Genomic DNA, 25,356 nt, shown 5'->3' with positions numbered 1-25,356 from the left:
GCTTACTGGCCGCCGGTGGTCGTTGCCGCTGCCGCGGGATGCATGTCCAGTGCACGGGTCAGGAAGCCCCAACGGTCTGCCACTTCCTCGATTTGCTTGGTGGTCGGCTTGCCTGCGCCATGGCCTGCCTTGGAATCGATGCGAATCAGGATTGGAGCGGCGCCTGCCTGCGCGGCTTGCGCTGCGGCGGCGAACTTGAAGCTGTGCGCCGGCACCACACGGTCATCGTGGTCGGCAGTCATCACCATGGTGGCCGGGTAGCAGCCCCCCTGCTTCAGGTTATGCAGCGGGGAGTACTTGAGCAGGGCCTTGAACTCGTCCGCGTTGTCGGAGGAGCCGTAATCCGAGGCCCATGCCCAGCCGATGGTGAACTTCTGGAAGCGCAGCATGTCCATCACGCCTACCGACGGCACCGCCGCACCGAACAAGTCCGGGCGCTGGGTCATCGCGGCGCCAACCAGCAGGCCGCCATTCGAACCGCCGCCGATCGACAGCTTGGCCGGCGACGTCACCTTGTTCGCCACCAGCCATTCCGCCGCGCCGATGAAGTCATCGAACACGTTCTGCTTTTGCAGCTTGGTGCCGGCCTTGTGCCAGGCCTCCCCGTATTCGCCGCCGCCGCGCAAGTTGGCAACGACGTACACGCCGCCCATTTCAAGCCATGCCAGGTTCGAGACCGAGAAGCTCGGGGTCAGTGAGATATTGAAGCCGCCGTAGCCATACAGGTAGGTGGGATTGCTGCCATCCAGCTTCATCCCCTTCCTCGACACGATGAACATCGGCACCCTGGTGCCGTCTTTGCTGGTGAAGAACTCCTGGCGCGTGTCGAAGGCGCTCTGATCGAAGTCGACCTTCGGCTGGCGATAGACGCTCGACTTGCCGCTCTTCATGTCCAGGCGGTAGATCGTGGTCGGCGTGGTAAAGCTGGTGTAGGCGTAGAACGTCTCCGTGTCGCTTGCCTTGCCGCCGAAGCCGGACGCGGTACCCAGGCCCGGCAACGCTATCTCGCGTACCGGCTTGCCTTTCAGGTCGAACACCTTGACTGCGCTATGCGCGTCGCTCAGGTAATTCAGCACCAGCTGCTTGTTGACGATGCTGGCGCCGGTCAGGGTTTGCTGCGCTTCCGGAACGATTTCCTTCCAGTTTTCCATGGCGGGCTTGCGGATATCGATAGCGATGATGCGCGAGCGCGGCGCATTCTTATCGGTCAGGAAGTAGAACACCGGGCCTTCATTGTCAATGAAGTGGTAGGAGGCATCGAATGCTTCCAGCAGGCCAACCACTTGCGCGTCCCTGGCCTTCAGGTCTTTGACGAAGACACGGTTCCTGGCTTCGGTACCTTGCGACCCGTTGATCACCAGGTAGCGGCCATCGTCGCTTACTTCAGCGCCAAAGCCCCATTCTTTCTGGTCCGGACGGTGATAAACCAGCGCATCGCTGTCTTGCCGGGTGCCCAGCTTGTGGAAGTAGACCTTCTGGAAGTAGTTCACGCCGGCCAGCTTGCTCTCTTCGGTCGGCTCGTCGTAGCGGCTGTAGTAGAAGCCGGAACCATCCGCGGCCCATGCGGTGTTGGAGAACTTGACCCACCTGATATGGTCGGCCAGGTCTTTGCCGGTCGCGATATCGCGCACCTTGATTTCGTTCCAGTCGGAGCCCGATGCGGCGGTGCTGTATGCCAGGAATTTCCCATTCGGGCTCACGGCGGTGGCGGCCAGCGCTACAGTGCCGTCAGTGGCCAGCGTGTTGGGGTCGAGCAGCACGCGCGGGGTTTCGGACAAGCTCCTCGCCGTGTACAGGACCGCCTGGTTCTGCAGGCCGTCGTTGCGGCTGTAGAAGTAGCGGCCGCCCTTCTTCGATGGCACGCCATAACGCTCGTAGTTCCACAGCTTGGTCAGCCGCGCCTTGATCGCCTCCCGTTCAGGGATCTGTCCCAGCCACGCTTGCGTTACCTTGTTCTGCGCAACCACCCAAGCCTTGGTCTCGTCGCTGTTGGCGTCTTCCAGCCAGCGGTATGGATCGGCGACCATGGTGCCGTGATAGTTGTCCTGCTGGTCGGCCTTCCTGGAATCCGGATAGGCCACGGCCGGCGCAGTCGACGGGCAGGTCTGGGCAAAGGCAGGTGCGGAGAAGGCGGCGAACAGCGAGAGTGCTAGGGTGGCGCGCTTGAATGGCATTGGTCGTCCGTAGAGTAGTTATGATGCGGCAGCGATCATAACGTGAACTTTGACGAATAAGTAACTCTCCGAAGCCGGCGGCGCCAGCTATTATTCGGCCAATGCTGACGCTTTCCAGTTCTCGACCCAGCCCGCCAGTTCGCCGGCCGGCATCGGGCGGCTCATGTAATAGCCCTGCCCCTGGTCGCAGCCCATCTCCGCCAGGATGTTCCACGCGGCCTCGCTCTCGATGCCTTCGGCCACCACGCGCAGGCCCATATTGTGGCCAAGGTCGATGGTCGAGCGCACGATCTTTGCGTCGCCCACGTCATTCGCCATGTTCAGTACAAACGATTTGTCGATTTTCAGTTCGTCGACGGGCAATCGTTTCAGGTAGGCCAGCGAAGAATACCCTGTGCCGAAATCGTCAATCGAGAGATCGCAGCCCATGCCATGCAGCCGTTCCAGCGTTTGCTGGGCGCGCACCGGGTCGTCCATGATCGCGCTTTCCGTGATCTCCAGGCAGAACGCGCCAGGCGAAACGTGGTGGCGCATGAAGATCTCGCCGAACTTGAATGGCAATTCCTGGTCCAGCAGGTCGCGCGTGGAAAGGTTGACCGAGACCTTGAGGTGAATGCCGCGTTGCGCCAGTTCATGGCACAACTCCGCCGAGCGCTCCAGCACCCAGTGCGTGATCACGCGGATAAAACCGGTCTGCTCGGCAAACGGGATGAACTGGTCGGGAAAAACGTTGCCGCGCACCGGATGCTGCCAGCGCACCAGCGCTTCCATGCCCACGACGTGGCCGGTGGCCAGGGTCACCTTCGGCTGCACGAACAGGCGCAACTGATTGCCCTCCACCGCCTGGCGCAGTTCCGTCAGCAGCGACAGGCTTTGCTGGCTGCCTTTATCGATCGCGTCCTCATAGACCACGGCGCCTTCGTTGCGCTGCTTGGCGGTGTACATGGCGATTTCCGACTTGCTCAGCAACTCTTCGCCGTCGACGCCGTTCTCGGGGAAGCCGGCGATGCCGATGCCAGCCCCGATGTCGACCATCTGCTCGTCCAGCGACAGCGGCGATTCCAGCGCCTGCAGGATCTCCGCTGCGACAACCACGGCCTGGTCCAGGTTGGAGCCGGCCAGCAGCACGGCGAATTCGTCGCCGCCCAGGCGCGCCACCTGGGCCGGCTGGCGGCGATTGGCCAGCTTTTGCATCAGCCGGCCCGCCACCTGCTTCAGCAAGGCGTCGCCGAAACTGTGGCCCATCACGTCGTTCACATGCTTGAAGCGGTCCAGGTCCATCATCAGCACATACACCGAACCGCCGCGCTTGCGCGCTTCGCCAATGGCTTCGTTCAGCAGCAGCAGGAACTGGGCGCGATTCGGCAGGTTGGTCAGGGGATCCCAGTACGCCAGCCGGCGGATTTCCTGCTCGCGCTTGGCGATACCGTCGCGCATGCTGCCAAAGGCGTGCGCCAGTTCGCCGATCTCGTCGGCGCGGGAAGAGCCGATATCGACCTTGTAATCGCCCTGCTCCAGCTTCTTGGCGGTATCGGCCAGCTGGCGAAGCGGCTGCGCGATGCGCTTGGCTGTCAGCACGCTGGCCACCACGCACACCACCATGCCAACGACAGTCAAGCCGAGCAGCCAGCGCTCCAGGCGCGCATATTCCGCAGTTGCTTCGTCGATCGAGCGGCCCAGCATCGCCACCGCGACATTGCCATCGTCCACGCCAATCTTGGTCATGTGCACGCTGAGCTTGTCGCCGCCGACGTCGACGTCGAACGCTTCGGCTGGCATGCCGCCCATGCCTTGCAGCTGCTGCATGAAGCGCTCCACGGCGGCCGGCGCAAGACTGGACGCCACGGGGAGCCAGCGCCCGTTCGCATCGCGTGTCAGCAGCAGGGTTTGCAGCGCCGTGGTTTCCTGCATGTCGCGCGCCAGGCGTTCATCCAGCGGGAAGGTCATCACCACGAAGCCGATCGTCACCGGCGCCTTTACCGGCACCACGACGACCTGGTACGGCAGCCGCTCGACGATGGCAATGCCATTCGCGCCTTCGCCCTGCTCGGCCTTGTCCAGCATGGCCATCACCATGTGCTCCAGTCCCGCGGCCTGCGCATCGCTGGTCGAAGCGACAACCTTGCGCTCCGGGCTCACCAGCATGGTCATGGCGGCCTTGATGCGGCGGCCATGGTTGGCCAGCGCCGATTCGATGGTGGCGCGATCATCGTCGTCCGTATTCCCGATCGCCGACAGGAAGCCGGCGTCGCGCGATAGCAGGCGCGCGCCGTTGCGCAGGTTCTGCGCGTTCTGGTCCATCAGCCGCGCAAAGACCTTGCTGCCGTTGACCAGTTCCGAGGCGATCGCGGCCCGTGCGTTGCTGTCGATGCCGCGCTGGATAACGACCAGCCCGACCAGCTGCACCACGATCAGCAGCACGAGGAACAGCGTGACGATACGGCTTTCGAGGCTGCGGAATCGCATGGTCAGTAGCCTTGCGCGTCCGGATCGCTTGCAGGACGCTTGAGCGTGAGCCGGAAGGCGGCACTAGCCGGGCCGTCGGCCAGGCGTACGGCCTGCTCCTGAGGATTGCCGCCCGCCATATCGGGATGCCAGGCCTTCAGCATGTATTTGCCGGCGGGAGCGTCCAGCACCACGTCTCCAGTGGCATCGGTCTTGCCGAAATACGGCGTGTCGACGACACGCACGTAGGCGATCATCTTGTCGTGGATATTGCAGCCCAGGACCACGGTGCCCGGCTTGTCGAACGTCTGTGAGTCGGCGGTGGTGCCGGAATACAGCTTCTGGTCGAATTTGTGCGGCGCAGAAAAAGAATAGATATGGTGCCGCACCTTGTCGTTATTCGGGAAATAGATCTTGCTGCCGGTCTGGATCACCGTTACCAGGGGGATGAACTTCAAGCCCTTCTGGCTGATTTCACCGGCATTTTGCAGCTTGGGCAGCGGCTGGCCGCCATCGGCTTCGAGATAGACCACGGCATCGGCTAGCGGCTTGCCGTTTCCATCGGCGACGTGCACGGCAACGCTGGCCGCGACGGCGGCACCGGAAAAACAGCAGGCCGCCAATGCAGCGGAACGGATCAAGAACTGGCTCGGCATCGGTCTCAGTCAAGGACGTGGAAGCTTATTGTAACGCCAAAAAGTGTTTCCAGCGTTCATCATGCCGTCACAATTGCGACACACAATGATGGGGTTGCCATTTTTGCGACCACCATCGTGAGCACTTCTACCGCCACCCTCCCGCACAACGTAAGCTACCTGCGTCCTCCGCCAACCGACATGCTCGGCCAGCACCTGCTGGACATCATCCAGCGCCGCCAGCTGCACGCACTGTTCCAGCCTATCGTCCACATGCAAAGCGGCGAGATCATCGCATACGAAGGCCTGGTTCGCGGCCCTTCCGACAGCCCCCTGCATTCGCCCCTCAACCTGTTCCGCTTGGCGCGCGCCAACAACCTGTCGCGCGAAGTGGAATACCTGTGCCGCCGCATCGTCCTGGAGCGCTTCGCCGAACTGCAGCTGCCCGGCAAGCTGTTCCTGAACGTCAGCCCCGAGTCGCTGGTGCGCCAGCACGCCGGCAGCCAGGGTGAAACACTCGGCTACATCCACCAATTCGGCCTCAATCCCGCCAACGTCATCATCGAGCTGACCGAAAACCAGCCCACTTACGACTACGAGCGGATGCGCGAAGCGGTGCTGCATTACCGCAAAATGGGCTTCCAGATCGCAATCGACGACCTGGGCGAGGGCTTTTCCAGCTTGCGCCTGTGGTCCGAGCTGCGCCCCGAGTACGTCAAGATCGACATGCACTTCATCCAGGGCATCGATCACGACCCGGTCAAGCTGCAGTTCGTGCGCTCGATCCAGGAGATTGCCGACAAATCCAACACCCTGGTCATCGCGGAAGGCATCGAGAAGGCAGCGGAGCTGCTGGTGCTGCGCGACCTGGGCATCGCGTACGGCCAGGGCTACCACCTGGGACGCCCCCACATCCAGCCGGCACGGGCCCTGCCGGCGGAAGTCGTCAAGGTACTGGGCCGCAATGGCGTGGCGGTTTATCCGCAACGCGCTGCCGAGAGAAATGCCGTGTCCATCCGCAAGCTGTTGCACGACGTGGCCGCCGTGCCGCCGTCCATGAACAACAACGACGTCTATGAAATCTTCATGGCCGATCCCAAGCTGATGATCATTCCCGTGGTGGACGCCGGCCGCCCGCTTGGCCTGGTATCGCGCTTCGACATGATCGACCACTTCGCGCGCCCCTACCAGCGCGAGTTGTACGGCAAGAAACCATGCACGCTTTTCATGGATGCCAAACCGATCATTGCCGACGTCGACACCAGCCTGCAGGACCTGTCCTGCCGCATGGCCGAATCGGATGCGCACCACCTGTTCAATGGTTTCATCATCACCGAAGGCGGCAGCTATGTGGGCATGGGCACGGGCCATGACCTGATGCGCGAGATCACGCAAATGCAGATCAACGCTGCGCGCTACGCCAATCCGCTGACACAGCTGCCGGGCAATGTGCCGATCAACGAACATATCGACCGTTTGCTGGAGAGCGGCACGCGGTTCTGGGTCTGCTATGTGGACCTTGACCACTTCAAGCCCTTCAACGATGTCTATGGCTATCGCCGCGGCGACGACGTGATCCAGCTGACAGGCCATATCCTGGCTAAACACGGCGACCGCAATCGCGATTTCGTCGGCCATATCGGCGGCGACGACTTCGTGATCCTGTTCCAGAGCGAAGACTGGGAGCAGCGCTGCCATGCCGTGCTGGAAGATTTTGCCACCGCCATCGCCGGCTTCTACAGCAACGAAGACCGCGAGCGCGGCGGCTATATCAGCGAGGACCGCCAGGGCAAAAAAGTCTTCTATTCGCTCATGAGCCTGTCGGTGGGCGTGATCCGGGTCGAGCCGCACCAGTACTATTCGCACCACCAGATCGCAGCCAGCGCAGCCGACGCCAAGAAACAGGCCAAAAAGATACATGGCAACAGTCTTTTCCTTGACCGAAGGCTGCAAACGCAGGGGGCGTAGTCTATATTGGATTCATGAGCCCATTCATCTACAACCTGTGCCAGAAACCCATTGTCGGCTTGGCGATGGCAACTGTCGCACTGTGTGAATTCCCTCCGCTCATGAAGGACGTCCAGATGAAGCTCGGCGAAGCGGGCAGCGTGGCCGCAGCCGACGTCGAAGTGCCGGTGGATCTGAACTACTCCCTGGTGCTTGAAATGAGCAATCCTGCCGGCGAATCCCTGAGCAAGCAGGAAGTGTCGATCATCGGCGACCGCCGCGTGGAAGAATGCGACGAGAACGTCGACCTGGCCAAGGTTGCCAGGCAGGACCGCGCCAGCTTCGGCCGCCGAATGACATTCAAGGTGGAGGTGCGCCACAAACCGGACAATCTGCTGGTTCATTCGCGCACCGTGAATACCTTGTGCGTGGCCAGCAAATGGGCCAATCAGCGTTCGCGCAGCCTTGGCAACTTCCCCCTGTCCCGGGGCGCCTACAGCGTGCGCATCGAGAACGTGGAGGCCCAAGCCGGGCTGGAACGCCTGACCACCACGGTGGTACTGGCGCCGGGCACCGACCATCTCCTGTCCGCGCAGCGCTAAGCCGCATCAGCGCGGGCTGTTGCGCGCCTCCGGCACATGGGGGCGTGAGCGCAAGGTTTCATCGAAATCAATATTGCCGTGGGCCTGCTCGTCAGGCAGCGCCGCATTCACCGCGCCGCCACGCAAGCCCGCCAGATTGTGCCGCGCCAGGGCGTGGCCCTGGGCGGCCGCGCGCCTGTACCAGCGCAGTGCTTCGGTTTGGTCCTGCGTCACACCCTGCCCCGTTGCATACAGCACGCCAAGATTATTCTGGGCCGCAGCATCGCCTTTTTCAGCTGCGCTGCGATACCAGTGCACGGCCTGCACCAGGTCGCGCTGCACGCCGTCGCCGCAGGCATACAGCACGGCGACGCTGAACTGGGCCTGGGCCGAACCGCCTTCCGCGGCCAGGGTGTACCACATCAACGCCTGCATCGTGTCACGCTCAACGCCGGTACCGTGGGCGAACATGCTGCCCAGCAGGCATTGCGCGTGAACTTCGCCGCGCACCGCCGCCTTGCGCAGCCAGGCTTGCGCCAGCTTGCAGTCCGCCGCCACGCCGCGTCCGTTCAGATAGGCCTCGCCCAGCAAGGCCTGCGCACTGGAGACGCCCTGCTCGGCTGCGCGGCTGAACCAGCGCGCCGCCATCTCCTCATTCACCGGCACGCCGCGGCCGCGCCGGTACATCTGCCCCAGGTTTTGCTGCGCGGCGGGGTCGCCCTGGCGCGCAGCGCGCCGGAACCAGTACAGGGCTTCGGCATCGCTGCTTCCGATGCCGAGGCCCTTGTAGTACATGGCTCCAAGCTGGTTCTGGGCGAAGGCCAGGCCCTGGAGCGCCGACATGCGCATCCAGCTGAATGCCTGGCGCGCGTCGGCCTCGACGCCGTGCCCGTTTTTGTAAAGAAGCGCCAGGTTGAACTGGGCGTAGGGATTGCCCCGCTGGGCGGGGCCAAGAAACCACCGGAAGATGCGCTCCCGGTCTGCCACACGTTTGCCCATCGTCGCCTCCCATACCCTGGATTGTTATCTAAAGTATAAGAAGCGACTCCGTGCTACGTTTGATTTTGCGCAAACTCAGAACTTGGCGCGCACACCAAAGACAAAGCTGCGGCCTGGCAAAGGCGAAACATCCTTCAGCAGCGAGGTCGATACGCGGATTTCGTCATTCAACAGATTCTTCGCGAGCACGAACCAGGTCAGGTCCATGTCCTTCAGCTTCTGCGTGTACGACAGGTTTGCGTTCAACTGGTTGTAGGAACCGGTTGGCGTGGACTCGAAAGCTGCCAGGCGATCTTGCGCCTGGGCGTGAATCCACGTGGCGCCAGCGCGCCAGTTGGCCGTGCGGTAGCCGATGGTGGCGCCCACACGCGATGCCGGCTGCAACGGCAGGCTGCCGCTGTCTTTCAGGTCGCCATGCGAGGTGTCGGCAAACAGGCGGCCATTCAGGCCCATGGCCAGCGGGTTGTATTCGATCTCTGCTTCGGCGCCGCGCACGGTGGCGTCGCCCTGGCTGAACAGGCGCTCGCGGAATTCGCCGCCGTCATTTCCTTCTTCATCAAGCGTGCGCCCGGTAACGTGGCCGTAAATGAAGTCGGAGATGCTGTTGTGGAACAGGTTGGCTTTCCAGCGAATCAGGCCCGCGGTCTTCTGCAGCGAGAACTCGATATTGCGCGAAGTCTCCTTGCGCAGGTTCGGGTCACCCTGGTCGAAGGTGATGGTCGCATCGTGCGGGCCGCCGGAGTACAGTTCCTCGGTCGATGGAGCGCGCTGCGCGCGCGACAGCGTCAGGCCGGTCGCATAACCCGGCGTGAACGACCACAAGGCGCCCAGGGCGCCGCTTTGCAGCGAGAACGAGCGATCCAGCCCGCTTACCGGTTCGCGCTTGATGCGTTCCAGGCGCAGGCCGGCATTGACGCGCACCGGTCCCCATTCCTTTTCCTCGACCAGGAAGCCGGCGGTGGAATTCGAGCGGGTCACCGGCACGGTATCCGGACCGCCTTCCGCGCTCAGCGCCGAGAAGTGCGTCAATTCGGTCTGCATGCCGAAAGTGCCATGCCAGCCGCTGATCGCCTTGTGCACGGCCTCGGCACGGGTTTCGACGGTGCGGTTCTTGAACAGCACTTCCGGCTGGCCATCGTCGCCCAGTTCAGCATGGTGGTAGTCCGTGTAGCCGGCCTTGAACTTGGCTGATTCGATGCCGGGCAGCGGGTTCTTGAACAGGCTGTCGATATCGTAACGGGTCTGGTGCTGGTCGATTGTCGAACCCTCCGCACTCGGAATGCCGTACTTGTTGTCCAGGCCCGAGACGGAGGCGCCGACGTAGCCCCAGCTATCGATGTAGGAACCGCCAAAGCCGGCACCCTTTTCCCTGGTGCCGGAATGCGGCAGGCGGCCGGAAGCCGAGTCAGGATCGCCCTCGATACGGTTGCCCGGAATCTTGTAGTCGCCGGTCTGGCGGGTGTTCGCATCCAGGTGCAGCGCCAACTTGCCGATAGCGCCGTCGATGGTGCCGGAGCTCGCCTTGCCGTCATCAACGGTGCTGTAGCGCGCTTCCGCCTGGCCGGTCAGCTTCGGCTCCAGCGCGGGCGGAATGCGCTCGTTCACCACGTTGACCAGGCCGCCAATCGCGCCCGAACCGTACATCAGCGAAGCCGGGCCGCGCAGGATTTCGATCTGGTGCGCCACCGAACCTTCCGCAGATACGGCGTGGTCGTTGGACAAGCCCGACACATCGGAAACCGCCATGCCGTTCTCCAGCATCTTCACACGGGCGCCTTCCAGCCCGCGGATGATCGGGCGCGAAGCGCCGGCGCCGAAGGCCGAGGACGACACGCCCAGCTCGGATGACAGTGTTTCGCCCAGCGAGTTGGCCATCTTGTCGCGCAATTCGTCGCCGGAAAGCACTTTGGCCGGCAGCAGGATTTGCTCGGTTTCGCCTTTATGGAAAGGGTTGGCGGTCACGACGACCTTGGTCACTTCGCCGTCATCGGCGCAGGCAATGGCGGATACGGCCGACAGGACGGCGCCTGCCAGCAAGGAGTACTTGAAATTCATATTTAACCTCTGGATACGACAAACAATAGGCAGCGCACAGCACGAGGCCGCGGCGGCAACAAAAGCATTACGTTGTTTGTGTCAGGCCAGAGGTGGCGCGCGTGAATCGTAGGCGCGTGCGGTGCGCGCCCTGTGGATCTGCGGCAAGGCGGCGCCGGCTTGAGGCGCGTTGTAGTCGACAGACGGGAAGGTGAAGCTTGGCGTGTGGATCGCCGTCGCCAGCGAGGCAAAGGCCGCGCACTGGCTGCAGTTGTGATCCAGCGCGAGGCCGGCGCTCAGGCCATTGCCATCGACGTCGACGTCGCTTGCCTGCTGCTGTTCGCTGCCATGGCGGAAGTCCGACCAGTGCGATACCGCGTGCGCCATCCCGAGCTGCTGGGACAGGACCAGCAGCACCGCGAGCAAAACGTGCAGGAAATGGCGATTGGCTTTCTTCACGGCGGCTATTGTAAGCAGATTATGCAAACTTGCGCAATGCATCACGTGCCAGGCCGGCGCCGATGCTGCCGAACAGGTCGCCCTCGACGCGGCGGGCGCCCGGCACCAACGCGGCAATGCGCTCGCGCAGCAGCCGCACGCCGCTGGAACCGCCCGTGAAGAAGATGGTGTCGACCTGTCCCGGCTGGACGCCGGCATCGGCCAGCAGCCGGGTCACCGTGGCGCCGACGCTCGATACCAAGTGCTCCACCGCGCTATCGAAACCGCTGCGCGTCACCTCCAGCAGCACCGGCGGCGCAAAGCGCTCCAGGCCGAGCTGCACCTGGTCCTCGGTGGACAGGCCGATCTTGGCCTCTTCCACTTTCAATGCCAGCCAGTGGCCGGCACGCTCCACGATCAGGTGCTGCAAGCGTTCCAGCTTCGCCGGCTCGCGCGCATCGCGGATCATTTCCGTCAACTGCGCCTGCATCTTGCGCGTGTAAGCCTGGTTGATGGTGTGCCAGGTCGCCAGGTTGAAGTAGTAACTGGACGGCACCTCGGCGCCGCTCAGGAACTGGCTGCCATAGCCCAGTAGCGGCATGACGCTCGACAGGCTGAGGTACTTGTCGAAATCGGTGCCGCCGATATGCACACCGCCGGTGGCGAGGATGTCGTCCACCCGCTCGGCACGCGCCACCCGGTCAGGCCCAAGCCGCACCAGGGTGAAGTCCGATGTGCCGCCGCCGATGTCGGCAATCAGGACCAGCTCTTCGCGGTCGACCTGCGCTTCATATTCGAAAGCGGCCGCAATCGGCTCGTACTGAAAAGCGACCTCGCGGAAACCGACGCTGCGCGCGATGTCGGCCAGGGTATCTTGCGCCAGCTGGTCGGCGACCTTGTCGTCATCGATGAAATGCACCGGGCGGCCCATCACCACATGGTCGAAATGGCGGCCGGCGGCGCTTTCGGCGCGGCGCTTCACTTCCCCGATGAACTGGGACAGCAGCAGGCGGAATGGCAGCGCACGGCCGCCAACCTCGGTCTGGCCATCAATCAGGCTGGTGCCCAGCAGGCTTTTCAGGGAACGCATCAGGCGCCCTTCGCAACCGGCCAGGTATTCGGCCAGCGCGGCGCGGCCATAGCTGGTTTCCTCGTCTTCAGCATTGAAGAAAACCACGGACGGCAGGGTCATCTTGCCATCTTCGAGTTCCAGCATGATGGGCTGGCCGGGGCGCACCCATCCTGCGGTGGAGTTGGAAGTGCCAAAGTCGATGCCGCAAGCCTGTGCCATCTTAATCATCCGAAAACCAAAAGGGGCGATATTTTACCAGAGCGCGGCGCGGCTTGGGCGCCACACCAAAGCCAGGCTGGCTCGTATAAACCGAGGGAAACTATTGCCATGTGGTAAGATTGAGGTTTATTTTCAAAATCGCAAGCAACCTTGCCGCAAAATCGCTTTCATGCGCCAAACCCAGCCACAACCTGCGATCAGCCTTGCCGAGCAAAAGGCCATCATCCTCCGGGAAGGGCGCCGCGTCACGTCTTATGATGTCGCGCTCGTGGCCGGCGTATCGCAATCGGCGGTTTCGCGCTGCTTCAAGCCTGGCGCCAGCGTGTCGAAAGCGACCTATGCGCGGGTGATGAAGGCGGCCGAAGGGCTGGAATACATCCCGAACGCGGCGGCGCGCAGCCTGATCACGCGCCGCACCAATATCGTTGCGATCGTGGTGTCGCACACCAGCATGCTGTACAACCCGGCGGCCTTGTCGGAGCTTAGCCAGCAGCTTAACCGCCGCGGCAAGCGCGCCCTGCTCTTCACCATGCAGCACGAGGGCGAGATCGAGAGCATCCTGACCGAGATCTGGCAATTCCAGGTCGACGGCGTGGTGGCCGCATCCCGCCTGACCGAGGCGCATGTCGCGGAATTCAAGCGCAGGAAGGTGCCGCTGGTGGTGTTCAACCGCCATTTGCGCGACCTGGACGTCAATACGGTGCTGTGCGACCAGTATGAAGCCAGCCGTGCGCTGGTGACCCGCCTGGCCGCGGCCGGGCACCGTCAGTTTGCCCTGATTGGCGGGCCGGCCCAGAACTCTGTGGCGCGCGAACGCTTGCGCGGCGCGCTGGACCGGATCGCGGAATTGGGGCTGCCTGACGCGCCGGTGTTCCATGGCTGCTTTGACTATTCCAGCGGGGTGGCGGGCCTGCACGAGCTGATTGCGCGCATCGGCGCGGTGCCCGATACCGTGATCTGCGGGAATGATGCGATGGCCATGGGTTGCGTGGACGCGGCGCGCCAGCATTTGCACATCGACGTGCCGTCGCAGATGTCGGTGGTTGGGTGTGATGCGGTTGAGGGCTCAACCTGGTTGAGCTATGAGCTCACCACACTGAAACAGCCATTGCATAAGATGGCGGTGGCGACCGCGGATCTGATCTGCAACCTGATCGAGGCTGATGGGGAGCATGAGGCGGAGAAGCGGGTGTTTGCTGCGCAGTTCGTGGAAGGCGAGACGGCGCGGCTGGTGCTGCCGAAGGCTGTTCTGGCTGCCTGAAAACCGGTAAACCCGGGTCTGACCCGCAGGGTCAGACCCAGTCTGTTCGAAGGCCGCTGGTTCGGGTTGTGCGCCTTAGACGTTCGTCGAAGATCAAAAGACCAGGCCCAACACCGCCAGCAGTCGATCTGACAGGGTCTGACCCTGCGGGTCAGACCCTGGTTTACCGGTTTTAGCCGGCAGCAATCCGGTCAGCAATATGCCGCAGCGATTCCTCCACCTGATCCACCAGGATCAGGCAAAGATCCCCATCCTGCAGCCGGTCCATCGCCGCATCGATCGCAATGAACTCGCCGGTAATCTGGTCGATATTCCTGGTACGGCTTGCCCCCACCAGTCCCTGGCGCAGCAAGCCCACCACCTCACCGTCAGCGCGCCCGCGCTGGCAAGCATCCTGATACAGGATCACATCGTCGAACGCCTTGCCGAGAATCTCGGTCTGCTCGCGAATATCCTGGTCGCGGCGGTCGCCCGCACCGGAAATCACCACCGAGCGCCGCTTGGCCGGCATCGCATCGACTGCCTGCACCAGTGCCAGCATCGCATCCGGATTGTGGCCATAGTCCGCGATCACGGTCGCGCCGCGATACTTGAAGATATTGAAGCGGCCCGGCGCGTTATGGCTATCGGTGGTAAAGGTCAGCAAGCCGCGGCGGATCGAATCCCAGTCAATGCCGGCAGCCCAGGCCGCTGCCACCGCCGCCATGGTGTTCTCCACCTGGAAGCCGATGGTGCCATTGAAGGTGATCGGCACATCGGCCAGCGGAATGCGCTGCTCGTTCTTGCCTTCCACCGCCACCAGCTGGCCATTTTCGATGTAGACGGTGCGCTTGCCCTGCGCCAGGTGCGTCGCTACAACCGGGTGGTAACGATCGGCGCCGAAGAAGATCACCTTGCCCTTGCACTTGGCCGCCATCGCAGCCACGATCGGATCGGTCGCATTCAGCACGGCGTAGCCATGCTCGTCGACATTCATCACGATCACGCGCTTCAGCACCGCCAGGTCTTCCACGGTGGTGATGTAGTTCAGGCCCAGGTGGTCGCCGGCGCCGATATTGGTCACCACGGCCACCTTGCAGCGGTCATAAGCCAGGCCTTCGCGCAGGATGCCGCCACGGGCGGTTTCGAAGACGGCCGCATCCACGTCGGGATGCTGCAGCACATTGCGCGCCGAACGCGGGCCGGAACAGTCGCCTGAATCGATCTGGCGGCCGTTGACGTACACGCCATCGGTATTGGTCATGCCCACGCGCAGGCCGGAGGACGCGATCAGGTGCGCGGTCAGGCGCACGGTGGTGGTCTTGCCGTTTGTGCCGGTCACCGCAATCACCGGAATGCGGCCATCGTCGCCCTCGGGGAACATGGTGTTGATGATTGCTTCGCCAATCGGACGGCCTTTGCCGTAAGACGGCGACAGGTGCATGCGCAGGCCAGGCGCGGCGTTGACTTCCACCACGCCGCCATTCTGTTCTTCGATAGGACGCAGCACGGAATCGCACACCACGTCCACGCCGCAGATATCCAGGCCGATCATCTGCGCCGCTTCCACCGCACGCGCCGCCACTTCAGGATGCACGTCGTCGGTGACGTCGGTGGCTGAGCCGCCGGTCGACAGGTTGGCGTTATTGCGCAGGACGACGCGCTGGCCGATCGGCGGCACGGAATCGGCCGCCAGTCCTTGCAGCGCCAGGCGCGCCAGGGCGATGTCGTCGAAACGGATCTTGGTCAGCGCGGTACCGTGGCCGGTGCCGCGGCGCGGGTCGGAATTGACGATGTCCACCAGCTCACGCACCGAGTGCACGCCGTCGCCCACAACATGCGGAGGATCGCGGCGAGCGGCAGCAACGAGCTTGTTGCCGATCACCAGCAGGCGGAAGTCGTGGCCGGCCAGGAAGCGTTCGACCATGATGTCGTCGCGGAATTCCTTGGCCGCGTTGTACGCTGCGATGGTCTGCTCACGGGTGGTAATGTTGACCGTTACGCCCTTGCCCTGGTTGCCGTCTTTCGGCTTGACCACGACAGGCAGGCCGATCTCCAGCGCGGCTTTCCATGCGTCCTCTGCGTCGACCGCGGTCCGGCCAACGGGCACCGGCACGCCGGCGGCGTCCAGCAGCTTCTTGGTCAGTTCCTTGTCCTGCGCGATGGTTTCGGCGATCGCGCTGGTGCTGTCCATTTCAGCAGCCTGGATGCGGCGCTGTTTGGAGCCCCAACCGAAGCTCACCATCGAACCTTCGGTCATGCGGCGGAACGGGATCTTGCGCGCCACAGCGGCGTACACGATCGAACCGGTGGATGGGCCCAGGCGCACATCTTCGTCCAGCTCGCGCAGTTCGTGCAAGGCAGCTGCCAGATCGAATGGAGCGTCGTCCATGGCGGCCTTGCACAGCTTCTCAGCCCATTCCATCGCCAGGCGGCCTACCGCTTCCTCGGTGTATTCCACGACGGTCTGGTAGATGCCATCTTCCAGGGTCTGCGTGGTGCGGCTGAAGGTGACGGGGCAGCCAGCTTCGGCTTGCAGACCCAGGGCCGCCAGTTCCAGCACGTGCGCCATCGGGATGGTGTCGGCATGTCCGTCCGGCTGCAGCTGCGCCAGGCGCGGGAAGCGGGTGCGCAGGCGCACTTCGAAACCAGGGATCTTGTCGACGGAGCGTTCTTCCGGCGTGCAGGACACGATGGCTTCAACAGCCGTATGGTGGCTCCACAGATTAGGGCCGCGCAGTGCGCGGAGGCGAATAACTTCCATTCCTGGTAATCCTTAGTTTTTCTTGGTATTCCACTCGAAGGTGCGCAGCGCGGCACCAATCAGGTCCGGCGACAGGCCCATGGCCCAACCGGCGCCGATTGCAGCCAGCACTGCTTCCTTGCGGTCTTCACCGCTGGCCGGCAGGCAGGACGGCGGCAAGACAGCCAGTTCGTCGCGGCCGGCAGCCATGACGAAACCGCCATCGCGCAGGAACACGGCGCGGCCGCCATCCTGGCGGTGCGAGTCGATCGCAGGCACGTGTTCGTCGGTGCCGTAGAAGATCACGTCGCCGTCGCACAGTTCGGCCATTTCGACCACTTGCGCATCGGAGGCATTCAGCACGGCAGCGCCTTCCGGGAGCACGACGTCGACCTGAGTGCGTAGCACGCCGTACATCTGTTCAGCAGTGTTGATGTAGAACTCGCCCAGTTCCTCGTGGCCGGCGGCGTCGGTCACCACGCCCACCATGCACTTGTCGTAAGAGAAGCCTTCGCTCAGGATCATGCGGCCGGAATTGGCGAATACCGCCGCTTCCACATTCTTGTTCAGGAGCAGGCGCTCGCCTGATTCCCATTCGGTCAGCGGACCGCGCGCCACATTGCGGCCATTCAGGAACACGCCCTGCTCGGTTGCAGTACCGACGTAGCGGCCGCTCATTTGCAGCAGCCAGCCGATCAGGCGTGCGATCAGCGCGTTCTGGCGGCTGCCGGCCACGCCCACGATCGGGATGCGGCCATCGTCGTCTTCCGCGAACAGCTGGTCGGCAATCGCGTGACCAACCGGACGCGCCACGCCGCCGGCGGCAGGCTTCAGGTGGGCCAGCAAGCCGGGGCTCGCATTCACTTCGATGATCGCGCCGCCCTGCTCTTCCAGCGGCTTGGAAATGTCGGCGGCGACCAGGTCGATGCCGGCGATGTCGAGGCCAATCGTGCGGGCCGCCAGTGCTGCCATTTCGGCAACCGCCGGGTGCACCAGGTCGGTCACGTCGTTGGCCACGTTGCCGTTGACCTGGATCAGGACCTTGCGGCCGGCTTCCACCACCGAGTCCGGCGTCAGTCCCTGGCGCTTCAGGTCCAGCTGCACTTCTTCCGACTTCTTCGGTTCAACGATATTCAGCGGGAATTCTTCAGTGGTGCCGCGGCGCGGGTCGGTGTTGATCTGGCTGTCCACCAGCTCCTGCACAGAGGACTTGCCGTCGCCAGTCACCCACAGCGATTCGCCCATGGACGCTGCCACCATGCGGCGGCCAACCACCAGGAGCCGGTGTTCATTACCGACGATGAATTTCTCGACGATCACGCTCTTGCTGCCGCCGCGCACAACGGCAATATCGTAAGCAGCGCGCACGTCGGCTTCGGTCATCAGGTTCAGCGACACGCCGCGGCCATGGTTGCCGTCGTAAGGCTTGACGGCCACCGGCAGTCCGATGTCCTGCGCTTCTTCCCAGGCCTCGTCGGCGCTCTTGACCAGGGTGCCTTCCGGCACCGGCACGCCAACGGACTTCAGCAGGTCCTTGGTCATGTCCTTGTCTGAGGCAATGCCTTCGGCGATGGCGGAGGTGTTGTCGGTTTCCGCAGTCCAGATGCGGCGCTGGCGCGCACCGTGACCCAGTTGCACCAGGTTGCCGTCGGTCAGGCGGATATGCGGGATCTTGCGGTCGGTCGCCGCGTCCACGATGGAGGCGGTCGATGGGCCGAGGCACAGCGATTCGACCATCGAAGTCAGTTTTTCAACAGTGGCAGCCAGGTCGTACGGCTTGTCTTCGATGGCCGCCATCAGCAGGTCCTTGCCGGCGGCCAGTGCGGCGCGGCCAACCTGCTCCTGGCGGGTACGGAATGCCATTTTGTAAAAGCCGCTGCCTTCGGCGGTCTGGCGGGTCTTGCCAAAGCCGGTGCGCATGCCGGCCAGGTTTTGCAATTCCAGCACCACGTGTTCGAGGATATGGCCAGCGTAGGTGCCGTCGCGCAGGCGCTCACAGAAGCCGCCGCGTTCGCCGACGCCGCAGCGATGCTCGATCAGGCCAGGCAGGAAGGCCGTCAAGCGTTCATAAAAACCGGGGAGTTTGTTCGAGGGGTAGTTTTCAAGCTCGCCGATATCCAGCCAAGCCTCGATCACCGGGCGATAGGTCCAGATGTTCGGTCCGCGCAGGTGTGTTACACGGAGAAACTCAATGTCTTTCTTTTTTGTCATGTTTTAGCTCTTGTACCTCTTGCGGTATACTCCGCCCGTCCTTCTATTTTCCCACTGTTTCGCAATTCTTGCCACTTGGCAAAGAGTGCCGGAGTCTGATCCACAATGATAACAAACCAACTTTCCTCTGAGCTCAGCCTGACAGAACTTCCCGACAGGTGGCGCACAGAGTTGCCAGCGCTTGCACCCGAAGAAAACGTACTTGGCGCGCTGGAGGTTGACCTGGACTCCAAGCTTCACTTCAACAAAGGCCTGGTACTCCTTACGGAACGCCGCATTATGGCACGCGCACCCGGTGAAACGGTATGGCGAGATTGGACTTATCGTCCTGGCATGTCGCTAAAACTGCACGATCACGCCGGTGTCGGCCACCTGGAACTGGTGGATGACAAGCAGCGCCTGGCCGCGTGGCGCTTTACGCTGGGCCAGAACCTGCTCGCCATCCGCCTGTCCGAGAACTTTCCGCGCCTGCTGGAAGCGCACGTGCACGGCAAGCCGCTGCAGCAGGTCGAACAGAATTCCTGCCCTACCTGCAAGGCGCCGCTGGAAGCCGACCAGGAAGAATGCCCGGTCTGCACCAAAGTCGTCCACACGCCGCCGTCCACCTGGACCCTGTTCCGCCTGTGGCGCTTTGCGCGTCCCTACCAATGGCAACTGGCGCTTGGCTTTGCCATGATGCTGCTGTCGACCGGCGCGCACCTGATCCCGCCGTACATCATCATGCCGCTGACGGACAATGTGCTGATCCCTTACCAGAACGGCAAGCCGGTGGAGCACATGCTGGTGGTGCAGTACATGGCAGCGTTGACCGGCGCCGCCGTGCTGGCGTGGATCTTCGGCTGGGCCAAGACCTATGTGCTGGCGCTGGTATCGGAACGCATCGGCGCGGACCTGCGCACCACGACGTATGAGCACCTGCTGCGCATGTCGCTGGAGTATTTCGGCGGCAAGCGCACTGGCGACCTGATGTCGCGCATCGGCTCCGAGTCGGACCGCATCTGCGTCTTCCTGTCCCTGCACCTGCTCGATTTCGCCTCCGATGTCCTGATGATCATCATGACCGGCGTGATCCTGTTCACCATCGATCCCTGGCTGGCCATTGCCACCCTGCTGCCGCTGCCTTTCATCGCATGGATGATCCACCTGGTGCGCGACAAGCTGCGTACCGGCTTTGAAAAGATCGACCGCGTCTGGGGCGAAGTGACCAACGTGCTGGCCGACACGATTCCCGGCATCCGTGTGGTGAAAGCGTTTGCGCAGGAAACCCGCGAAGCAACCCGCTTCCGCACCGCCAACAAGCACAACCTGGCCGTCAACGACAAGTTGAACAAGGTATGGTCGCTGTTCTCGCCGACCGTGTCCTTCCTGACCGAACTGGGCATCCTGGTGATCTACGTGTTCGGCATCTGGATGATCTCCAAGCACAACATCACCGTCGGCGTCCTGAGCTCCTTCGTCCTGTACGCCAACCGCTTCTATGGCAAGCTGGATTCCATGAGCCGCATCGTGTCGGTGACGCAGAAGTCCGCTTCGGCCGCCAAGCGCATCTTCGACATCCTGGACCACGTGTCGAGCGTGCCCGATCCGGTGCAGCCGGTGAAGGTCGAGAAGGTCCGCGGCGACATCACGCTGCGCGAAGTGGGCTTCCGCTACGGTAACCGCGCCGTCAACCGCGGGGTGAACCTCGAGATCAAGGCCGGCGAAATGATTGGCCTGGTGGGCCATTCCGGCTCCGGCAAGTCGACCCTGGTCAACCTGATCTGCCGCTTCTACGACGTGGCGGAGGGCGCGATCCTGCTGGATGGCGTGGATATCCGCAACTACGCGGTGTCGGACTACCGCCGCAATATCGGCCTGGTGCTGCAGGAGCCTTTCCTGTTCTTCGGCACCATTGCGGAAAACATCGCCTACGGCAAGCCGGAAGCCACCCGCGAAGAAATCATGAAGGCCGCCCGCGCAGCGCACGCCCACGACTTCATCCTGCGCCTGCCGCAGGGTTACGATTCGATGGTGGGCGAGCGCGGCCAGGGCCTGTCGGGCGGTGAACGCCAGCGTATTTCGATTGCGCGCGCGCTGCTGATCGATCCGCGCATCCTGATCCTCGACGAAGCGACTGCATCGGTGGACTCGGAAACGGAAAAAGAAATCCAGAAGGCGCTGGACAACCTGGTCGCCGGCCGCACCACGATTGCCATTGCGCACCGCCTGTCAACGCTGCAGCGTGCGAATCGCCTGGTGGTGATGGACCGCGGCAAGGTCGTCGAAGAAGGCCCTCATGAAGAACTGATGGCCAGGGAAGGCGCCTACTACCGCCTCTACCAGGCGCAGGCACGTAACGTCGATACAGACATGGATGACAAGGCAAAGAGCCGTGAAGATGATTAATTTTACTTTGAGCCGGGACAGCTTCGGTAAGCTGAACCTCATCGACGCCAACGGCGTGCTGCATGAAGGCGTGTCGCCGGTACGCGCGTTTCCCATCCAGGCGCCGGATGAAGGCCTGTCGCTGGTAAACACCGACGGCAAGGAAGTGGCCTGGCTGGATCGTATTTCCGACCTGTCGCCGCAACTGGCGGACATTGTGCGCGAAGAACTGGCCGGCCGTGAATTCATGCCGGTCATCCAGCGTATCGTGGACGTGGGCAGCTATGCCTGCCCTTCCACCTGGAGCGTCGAAACCGACCGCGGCGATACCACCTTCGTGCTGCGCGGCGAAGAAGATATTCGCCGCATCGGCAGCGTTTCCTTGCTGGTGTCGGACAGCCACGGCATCCACTTCCTGATCCGCGACCAGTTCGCGCTGGATAAGCACAGCAAGAAGATCCTCGATCGATTCCTCTAAGCGCGCCGCTAGCGCGCCATGCCATCCAGTTCCGCCAGGACCTCGCCGGGCAAATCGAGCGCCTGTGCGGCAAGGTTCTCCTTGAGGTGGGCAATCGAGGTGGTTCCCGGAATCAGCAGCACATTCGGCGACCGGTACAGCAGCCAAGCCAGGGCCACCTGGTTCGGGGACGCGCCCAACCGGGCGGCGACACTCGACAAGGTAGACGATTGCAGCGGCGAGAAGCCGCCCAAGGGGAAGAACGGCACGTAGGCGATACCATCGCGTGCCAGTTCATCAATCAAGGCGTCGTCATTGCGGTGCGCCAGATTGTACTGGTTTTGCACGCACACGATCTCGCACATCCGCCGCCCCTCGGCTACCTGGGCATGGGTCACGTTGCTCAAGCCGATGTGGCGTACCAGGCCTTTGCGCTGCAGCTCCACCAGCGCGGCAAGCGGCTCTTCGATCGAGCCCTCAGCCGGCTGCATCGGTTCGATCATCAGGCGCAAATTGACGACATCCAGCTTGTCGAGCCCCAGGTTGCGCAAGTTGTCATGCACGGCCTGTTCCAGTTCAGCAGGCGAACAAGCCGGCAGCCAGGAAGCGTCGGCGCCGCGCCGGGCGCCAATTTTCGTGGCAATCACCAGGCCATCGCGGTAGGGCGCAAGGCTTCGCGGATCAATTGGTTGGTTACGTGCGGGCCGTAGAAATCGCTGGTGTCGATGTGATCGACACCGGATTCAACCGCCGTGCGCAAGACCTTCAATGCGCCTGCTGTATCGGCCGGCGGTCCGAAAACATGCGGCCCCGAAAGGCGCATGGCGCCGTATCCCATGCGATTAACGATCAGGTCTCCGAGGCAGTAAGTGGATGGTTGCTGGGACATGGTAGAGCTCCTTTTCAATGAGGTTCCCAGTCTAGAAGCGAATCGACCGTTCGATAAGCCGGTATAATCAAAACAGCCCGTACGAAACTTTGCACAATGCGCGTCGATCTTGCCGACCTGAATGCTTTCATTGCCGTTGCACGCGCCCAAGGCTTTCGCGATGGCGCGCGTGCGATGGGCGTCAGCCCATCCGGTCTCAGCGAAGCGGTGCGCCGCCTGGAAGCCCAGTTGGGAGTGCGGCTGCTGAACCGCACCACACGCAGCGTCACCTCCACTGAAGCGGGCAAGCGCCTGCTGGCGCGCCTCCAGCCCGCCCTGTCAGAAGTCGATGCCGCCCTCGCCGAAGTGAACGGCTTGCGCGACCGGCCAGCCAGCAGATTGAGGCTGAACGTCCCCATCAGTGCAGCACGACTGGTATTGCCGGCCATCGTACCGGCGTTCCTGGCCGCCTACCCCGACATACAACTGGAAATTACCGCAGAAGAGGGCCTCGTCGACGTGCTTGCCGCGGGCTGCGACGCAGGCATTCGCTATGACGAGCGCCTTGAGCAGGACATGATCGCAGTACCTATCGGCCCACGGGTCCAGCGCTTTGCCGCCGCTGTCGCGCCGGCCTACCTCGACAAACGCGGACGGCCCGACCATCCACAACAACTGCTCCAGCACGATTGCTTGCGCATGCGTTTTGCCGGACGCGCAGTGCAACCATGGGAATTCAGGCGCGCTGGGGAAACCGTGAAAGTCGATGTCAACGGCCCCTTGCTGGTGGAGCCATCCGGTGCCGTCGAACTGATCGTCGACGCGGCCAAGGCAGGAAGCGGGATCATCTACCTGTTCGAAGACTGGCTGCGCCCACACCTGGACAACGGCGCCCTGGAAGCGGTGCTGGAACCCTGGTGGCAATCCTTTACGGGCCCTTTCCTCTACTACCCAGGGCGCCGGCTGGTTCCGCCGCCCTTGCGCGCTTTCATAGACTTTTTGACTTCCTCCCCTACCTTGGCCTGCGGCCACCGCTTACGCGGAAAGGAAGGGGATTCCTTCTGCACTATCGCCGGCACGCAGGCCGTTTTAAGCGCAAAGGTGGGTTCCTGCTGATGACGGCCTCACTGCGCCATTCACAACACAGGCGAACCGGGCGTCGTCCCGCCCTTCGCTACACATCATTGCCGCCCCGCGACGCAATATATTGATTGCGCCGACCACGTCGGCGTGGTTTTCGTAGCCGCACCCAATGCAACTGAACACCGCTTGCGTACGCCGATTCTCCGGCGACACAACGCCACAAGCGAGGCAAGTCTGGCTCGTATGATGTGGCGGCACTGCTATCAGCTCGCCACCTCTCCATGCCAGTTTATATGCCAACTGTCGCCGGAACTCGAACCACCCCTGGTCGAGTATGGCCTTGTTCAGGCCGGCCTTGGCACGCACATGCTTGCCAGGGGCTGCGCAAGTTCCCGCCGCAGACTTCGTCATATTGCGTACCCGCAGCTCTTCCACCACCACGACCGCGTGATTATTGCAAATCGTTGTTGTGGCTTTATGCAGGTAATCACGGCGCACATTGACAATGCGCGCATGGACACGCTGGACACGTGCTTTCGCCTTGCTCCAGTTCCGGCTGTATTTGACCTTGCGGGCCATTGACTGCTGCGCCTTGCGCAGCGCGATTTCATGCCGTCGGAAACTATTGATCGGTTCCAGATGCCCGCCGTCCGATAGCGTTGCAAAGCGCACGATGCCCATGTCGATACCAACCGGGCTGCCAATGGCCGTGACCGGCTCGTCCATGCGTTCCGTCTGGATCGATACCGACCAGTGCCCTGCACGAAGGCTAACGGTAATGTTGCGGACGGTACCAAGCACTGGGCGGCTGTTGCGGTAACGCAGCCAACCCAACTTGGGCAGGAACAGGCGATTGTTGCCCTGTTCGAGTTTGATTTGCTGGGGATCGGGATAATGGAAACTTTCTCGCCTGCCCTTCTTTTTAAAGCACGGGAAACCCGCCCGCTTGGCGAAAAAATTGGCAAAAGCGCGATCCAGGTTCTTCAGCGCCTGTTGCAGGGGATGGGTTGGCGCTTCCTTCAGCCAAGGGGTGTCCGGATCGTGGCGCCACGTTGTCAGCAACCTGCACAGAGCGGGGTAACTCAGATATTTGTCGCCGCCTTTGAAGCGCCTTTTCTGCACTTCCAGCCCTTTGTTAAACACGAACCGGCAGGCGCCAGCAAAACACTGCAGCGACCTACGCTGCTGCTCACTGGGAATCAGCTCAAACTGGAAGGCTTGCAAGCGCATAATACTGTAATTATATACAGCACCTGGAACAGGCGCGTTCAGTTGGACGCCGTCGGCGTCCGCGCTCTTGACCTCGGCCTGAAGGCCGAGGCTTGCCGCGCTTTAGGTCAAAAGTGAAAATTGACATGGATCATGTGCCCGAATTTTTTCCAGCGGCACAATTGCGGTTCGACACTACTGGAGAACCCCATGGATTCCATCGTCTTCGGGCCGGACCTCGCATTGGGCATTCCCGTTCTCGACCAGTCGCACCGCATCGTCTTCGACATGCTCGACGCCATGGAAAGCCTGCCCCGTCCCGCCTTTGACGCAGCCTGCCGCGACCTGGCAACTGAATTCATGGAACACCTGCGCGAAGAAAACAGCCTGATGGAGCGCATTGCCTACCCGGCTGCCCAGGCCCACCGCGCAGCCCATGGCTACTTGCTGGAAAAGGTCGCCCGCACCCTGCGCCTGCTGAAGGACGACGAGGAAGCCACGGCACGCGACATCATCCGCACGCTGCCGGACTGGCTCGAAGCCCACATCAACACCATGGACCTTGCGCTCGCAGTTGCGGCTTCCCGGTTAGAGTAATAAAGTGCTTGACTTAGAGTGCACTCTAACTTTTACGATC

General features: G+C 62.5%; 17 protein-coding genes and 1 pseudogene. 7 read left to right on the top strand and 11 right to left on the bottom strand.

The window, feature by feature from the left end; translation table 11 throughout:
* Positions 1-2: 2 nt before the first annotated feature.
* From ACN9MW_RS16445 to ACN9MW_RS16435, 3 genes are all read right to left on the bottom strand, one after another.
* A complete protein-coding gene (locus tag ACN9MW_RS16445) occupies positions 3-2,174 on the bottom strand; it encodes a prolyl oligopeptidase family serine peptidase (RefSeq protein WP_426161516.1) in 2,172 nt (723 codons plus the stop codon).
* Between the two features lie 90 nt (positions 2,175-2,264).
* Positions 2,265-4,640 carry a putative bifunctional diguanylate cyclase/phosphodiesterase gene (locus tag ACN9MW_RS16440; protein ID WP_426161515.1) on the bottom strand — a complete coding sequence of 792 codons (2,376 nt, stop codon included), beginning with the start codon at positions 4,638-4,640 and terminating at the stop codon, positions 2,265-2,267.
* Positions 4,641-4,642: 2 nt separating this feature from the next.
* The gene (locus tag ACN9MW_RS16435) at positions 4,643-5,275 is read right to left on the bottom strand and encodes a methylamine utilization protein (protein WP_426161514.1); all 633 of its coding nucleotides are present in this window, start codon (positions 5,273-5,275) and stop codon (positions 4,643-4,645) included.
* A 180-nt stretch (positions 5,276-5,455) separates the two neighbouring features.
* Between ACN9MW_RS16435 and ACN9MW_RS16430 the strand changes: the two genes are divergently transcribed.
* A complete protein-coding gene (locus ACN9MW_RS16430; protein WP_426172222.1) occupies positions 5,456-7,222 on the top strand; it encodes a GGDEF domain-containing protein in 1,767 nt (588 codons plus the stop codon).
* A 14-nt stretch (positions 7,223-7,236) separates the two neighbouring features.
* On the top strand, positions 7,237-7,803 hold the full coding sequence (locus tag ACN9MW_RS16425) for a hypothetical protein (protein ID WP_426161513.1): 567 nt from the start codon (positions 7,237-7,239) through the stop codon (positions 7,801-7,803).
* A gap of 6 nt (positions 7,804-7,809) precedes the next feature.
* On the opposite strand, the gene ACN9MW_RS16420 is transcribed toward ACN9MW_RS16425, so the two are convergent.
* The 4 genes from ACN9MW_RS16420 to ACN9MW_RS16405 all read right to left on the bottom strand — a co-directional run bounded on the left by ACN9MW_RS16420 (position 7,810) and on the right by ACN9MW_RS16405 (position 12,544).
* The gene (locus ACN9MW_RS16420) at positions 7,810-8,781 is read right to left on the bottom strand and encodes a tetratricopeptide repeat protein (RefSeq protein ID WP_426161512.1); all 972 of its coding nucleotides are present in this window, start codon (positions 8,779-8,781) and stop codon (positions 7,810-7,812) included.
* Between the two features lie 75 nt (positions 8,782-8,856).
* Positions 8,857-10,836, bottom strand: a complete 1,980-nt coding sequence (locus ACN9MW_RS16415) for a TonB-dependent receptor (protein ID WP_426161511.1) — start codon at positions 10,834-10,836, stop codon at positions 8,857-8,859.
* An 81-nt stretch (positions 10,837-10,917) separates the two neighbouring features.
* Positions 10,918-11,274 carry a hypothetical protein gene (locus tag ACN9MW_RS16410; RefSeq protein ID WP_426161510.1) on the bottom strand — a complete coding sequence of 119 codons (357 nt, stop codon included), beginning with the start codon at positions 11,272-11,274 and terminating at the stop codon, positions 10,918-10,920.
* A 19-nt stretch (positions 11,275-11,293) separates the two neighbouring features.
* Entirely contained in the window at positions 11,294-12,544 is a 1,251-nt protein-coding gene (locus ACN9MW_RS16405; RefSeq protein ID WP_426172220.1) for an Hsp70 family protein, read from the bottom strand.
* A gap of 169 nt (positions 12,545-12,713) precedes the next feature.
* Between ACN9MW_RS16405 and ACN9MW_RS16400 the strand changes: the two genes are divergently transcribed.
* Positions 12,714-13,805, top strand: a complete 1,092-nt coding sequence (locus ACN9MW_RS16400) for a LacI family DNA-binding transcriptional regulator (RefSeq protein WP_426161509.1) — start codon at positions 12,714-12,716, stop codon at positions 13,803-13,805.
* Positions 13,806-13,977: 172 nt separating this feature from the next.
* Here ACN9MW_RS16400 and cphA (ACN9MW_RS16395) read toward each other — a convergent pair whose 3' ends face one another.
* On the bottom strand, positions 13,978-16,548 hold the full coding sequence (gene cphA / locus ACN9MW_RS16395) for a cyanophycin synthetase (RefSeq protein WP_426161508.1): 2,571 nt from the start codon (positions 16,546-16,548) through the stop codon (positions 13,978-13,980).
* A gap of 12 nt (positions 16,549-16,560) precedes the next feature.
* The gene (cphA, locus tag ACN9MW_RS16390; RefSeq protein ID WP_426161507.1) at positions 16,561-18,738 is read right to left on the bottom strand and encodes a cyanophycin synthetase; all 2,178 of its coding nucleotides are present in this window, start codon (positions 18,736-18,738) and stop codon (positions 16,561-16,563) included.
* A gap of 105 nt (positions 18,739-18,843) precedes the next feature.
* On the opposite strand from cphA (ACN9MW_RS16390), the gene ACN9MW_RS16385 reads away from it, so the two are divergent.
* Positions 18,844-21,123 carry an ABC transporter ATP-binding protein gene (locus ACN9MW_RS16385; RefSeq protein WP_426161506.1) on the top strand — a complete coding sequence of 760 codons (2,280 nt, stop codon included), beginning with the start codon at positions 18,844-18,846 and terminating at the stop codon, positions 21,121-21,123.
* Entirely contained in the window at positions 21,116-21,580 is a 465-nt protein-coding gene (locus ACN9MW_RS16380) for a DUF1854 domain-containing protein (RefSeq protein WP_426161505.1), read from the top strand. Before ACN9MW_RS16385 ends, ACN9MW_RS16380 begins: the two co-directional genes overlap by 8 nt.
* 8 nt (positions 21,581-21,588) lie before the next feature.
* Here the strand turns inward: ACN9MW_RS16380 and ACN9MW_RS16375 are convergent.
* A pseudogene (locus ACN9MW_RS16375) lies at positions 21,589-22,448 on the bottom strand (aldo/keto reductase family oxidoreductase).
* Between the two features lie 96 nt (positions 22,449-22,544).
* Between ACN9MW_RS16375 and ACN9MW_RS16370 the strand changes: the two are divergent.
* Positions 22,545-23,543 carry a LysR family transcriptional regulator gene (locus ACN9MW_RS16370; protein ID WP_426161504.1) on the top strand — a complete coding sequence of 333 codons (999 nt, stop codon included), beginning with the start codon at positions 22,545-22,547 and terminating at the stop codon, positions 23,541-23,543.
* On the opposite strand, the gene ACN9MW_RS16365 is transcribed toward ACN9MW_RS16370, so the two are convergent.
* Positions 23,517-24,743, bottom strand: coding sequence for an RNA-guided endonuclease InsQ/TnpB family protein (locus ACN9MW_RS16365; protein WP_426172219.1), 1,227 nt, complete (start codon positions 24,741-24,743; stop codon positions 23,517-23,519). The two genes, ACN9MW_RS16370 and ACN9MW_RS16365, sit on opposite strands and share 27 nt — an antisense overlap.
* Before the next feature lie 186 nt (positions 24,744-24,929).
* On the opposite strand from ACN9MW_RS16365, the gene ACN9MW_RS16360 reads away from it, so the two are divergent.
* Positions 24,930-25,316, top strand: a complete 387-nt coding sequence (locus ACN9MW_RS16360; RefSeq protein ID WP_426161503.1) for a bacteriohemerythrin — start codon at positions 24,930-24,932, stop codon at positions 25,314-25,316.
* The last annotated feature ends 40 nt before the right edge of the window (positions 25,317-25,356 follow it).

The organism is Pseudoduganella sp. R-34 (assembly GCF_049904655.1).
Lineage (GTDB): Bacteria > Pseudomonadota > Gammaproteobacteria > Burkholderiales > Burkholderiaceae_D > Rugamonas.
This window is presented reverse-complemented; position numbering and strand designations above follow the sequence as displayed.

Bases quoted from the DNA above. Each gene is read 5' to 3' on its own strand.
- ACN9MW_RS16380 (WP_426161505.1), top strand. From the start codon at position 21,116: ATGATTAATTTTACTTTGAGCCGGGACAGCTTCGGTAAGCTGAACCTC.
- ACN9MW_RS16360 (WP_426161503.1), top strand. From the start codon at position 24,930: ATGGATTCCATCGTCTTCGGGCCGGACCTCGCATTGGGCATTCCCGTT.
- ACN9MW_RS16440 (WP_426161515.1), bottom strand. From the start codon at position 4,640: ATGCGATTCCGCAGCCTCGAAAGCCGTATCGTCACGCTGTTCCTCGTG.
- ACN9MW_RS16400 (WP_426161509.1), top strand. From the start codon at position 12,714: ATGCGCCAAACCCAGCCACAACCTGCGATCAGCCTTGCCGAGCAAAAG.
- ACN9MW_RS16430 (WP_426172222.1), top strand. From the start codon at position 5,456: ATGCTCGGCCAGCACCTGCTGGACATCATCCAGCGCCGCCAGCTGCAC.
- ACN9MW_RS16405 (WP_426172220.1), bottom strand. From the start codon at position 12,544: ATGGCACAGGCTTGCGGCATCGACTTTGGCACTTCCAACTCCACCGCA.
- cphA (WP_426161508.1), bottom strand. From the start codon at position 16,548: ATGGAAGTTATTCGCCTCCGCGCACTGCGCGGCCCTAATCTGTGGAGC.
- ACN9MW_RS16370 (WP_426161504.1), top strand. From the start codon at position 22,545: ATGCGCGTCGATCTTGCCGACCTGAATGCTTTCATTGCCGTTGCACGC.
- ACN9MW_RS16385 (WP_426161506.1), top strand. From the start codon at position 18,844: ATGATAACAAACCAACTTTCCTCTGAGCTCAGCCTGACAGAACTTCCC.
- ACN9MW_RS16435 (WP_426161514.1), bottom strand. From the start codon at position 5,275: ATGCCGAGCCAGTTCTTGATCCGTTCCGCTGCATTGGCGGCCTGCTGT.
- cphA (WP_426161507.1), bottom strand. From the start codon at position 18,738: ATGACAAAAAAGAAAGACATTGAGTTTCTCCGTGTAACACACCTGCGC.
- ACN9MW_RS16425 (WP_426161513.1), top strand. From the start codon at position 7,237: ATGAGCCCATTCATCTACAACCTGTGCCAGAAACCCATTGTCGGCTTG.
- ACN9MW_RS16445 (WP_426161516.1), bottom strand. From the start codon at position 2,174: ATGCCATTCAAGCGCGCCACCCTAGCACTCTCGCTGTTCGCCGCCTTC.
- ACN9MW_RS16420 (WP_426161512.1), bottom strand. From the start codon at position 8,781: ATGGGCAAACGTGTGGCAGACCGGGAGCGCATCTTCCGGTGGTTTCTT.
- ACN9MW_RS16415 (WP_426161511.1), bottom strand. From the start codon at position 10,836: ATGAATTTCAAGTACTCCTTGCTGGCAGGCGCCGTCCTGTCGGCCGTA.